At 60.9% G+C, this 1,745-nt stretch carries 2 protein-coding genes; one reads left to right on the top strand and one right to left on the bottom strand.

Annotated features, from left to right (window positions below):
• Positions 1 to 181: 181 nt before the first annotated feature.
• The gene (locus tag AC1DRJ_RS26550) at positions 182 to 1,078 is read right to left on the bottom strand and encodes a LysR substrate-binding domain-containing protein (RefSeq protein WP_477804765.1); all 897 of its coding nucleotides are present in this window, start codon (positions 1,076 to 1,078) and stop codon (positions 182 to 184) included.
• Between the two features lie 117 nt (positions 1,079 to 1,195).
• On the opposite strand from AC1DRJ_RS26550, the gene AC1DRJ_RS26545 reads away from it, so the two are divergent.
• Positions 1,196 to 1,745: aldo/keto reductase (locus AC1DRJ_RS26545; RefSeq protein ID WP_477804764.1), on the top strand; the 550-nt coding region annotated here is incomplete at its 3' end.

Here is a 1,745-nt window from a genome sequence, read left to right as displayed (position 1 = left end):
CAGTGAGAGCCTCATCGCGAGCAGGCTCGCTCCCACAGGGGATCTTTGTGGACTCGCTTTTGTGAGCCACACAGGACAAACGTGGGAGCGAGCCTGCTCGCGATAGCGGTCCATCAGACAAAGATGATGTCGCGTGGCACACCGCCTTCGCGAGCAGGCTCACTCCTACACTGATCTCGGCTTAAGCGGCCGGCGGCTCCGTCAGCACTTTGCGGAACGTCTCCACCAACGGCCGCAGATTGATCCGATGCCACGCCGCCCACAATGGCGTGGTAAACGAAATCCACGGCACTTCACGCAGCACCACGCCCGGTGGTGCATTCCTGCTCAATCCCTTCTGAATCATCGCAATCCCCAACCCCGACGCCACTAGCCCCAACGCAGTAAACGGTTCGGTGGCTTCCATGCGGATGTCCGGGGTGAAGCCGGCGCGGATGCAGGCGCTGACGAAGTCGTCGCGGCTGGTGACGTTTTGTCGGTGTTGCACGCCGATCCATTCCTGATCGGCCAGGTCGGCCGGGGTCAGTTCCGACTGAAGGGCGAGGGGATGGTGCTCGGGCAGGGCCAGCAGCATCGGGTCGTCCAGCACCTGAAAACCCAGCAAATCCGGGTCCTCGGCGACGGGCGGTTCGCTGACAAGCGCGATATCCAGACTACGCTGGCGAAGGCCTTCGAGTTGTTCGACGGAGCTCAGGTTGTACAGCGCGACATGCACGTTCGGCCGGTCGACGCGCAACACGCGCAAAGCGTTGGGCAACACGCCGGCGTGCATGGCGTTTTCGATGTAGCCGATGCACAAGCCGCCTTCTTCGCCGCGACCGAGGCGTTTGCCAAGGGACTCGAGGCGATTGGCGTGGGTCAGCAGGGCGCGGGTTTCGGCGAGGAAGGTTTGGCCGTCGCGGGTCAGGCGTATGCGTTGCTGGCTGCGTTCGAACAGCGTCAGGCCAAGGCGTTCTTCAAGCTGGGCAATCTGCCGGCTCAGTGGCGACTGGGAAATGTGCAGGCGTTCGGCGGCGCGACCGACGTGTTCTTCTTCTGCGACGGCGACGAAGTAGCGCAATTGGCGGATGTCGATCATGTAAGACCTATAGGGACTTAAGTGCTGCGCATTATGTCTTGGACGGTCCGACCGCCGCAATCTAGGATCTGCTCAACGGTCAGGCAACTGGCCAATGAAACTGACGAGGATTGAATCATGAGCTTGAAAGACAAACTGCCCGGCGCACTGGGTTTCGGCACCGCGCCATTGGGCAATATGTTCCGCGCGATTCCTGAAGAAGAGGCGCTGGCCACTGTGCATGCCGCCTGGGATGCCGGCGTACGGTTCTTCGACACCGCGCCGTTTTACGGTGCGGGCCTGTCGGAAATCCGTTTGGGCAACGCGCTGGCGCAGTACAACCGCGATGATTATGTGCTGAGCAGCAAAGTCGGCCGAGTCATTCTTGATGAAGTCGAAGACGCTGCGGCCCGTGACTTGGGCGAGAAGAGTGGGGTGTTTGAACACGGTCGCCCGAACAAGATCGTCAACGACTACAGCGCAGATGCCACATTGCGCTCCATTGAAGACAGTCTCAAGCGTCTGCAGACCGACCGTCTGGACATCGTCTGGGTGCATGACATCGCTCAGGATTTCTACGGTGATCAATGGCTGGAATACTTCAATCAGGCCCGCACCGGCGCCTTCAAAGTGCTGACCCGTTTGCGCGAAGAAGGCGTGATCAAGGGCTGGGGCCAGGGCTGGGGCC

Source organism: Pseudomonas sp. P5_B2 (assembly GCF_056400445.1).
Note: the sequence above shows the minus strand (reverse complement) of the source record. Positions and strands in the feature narration are given on the sequence as shown.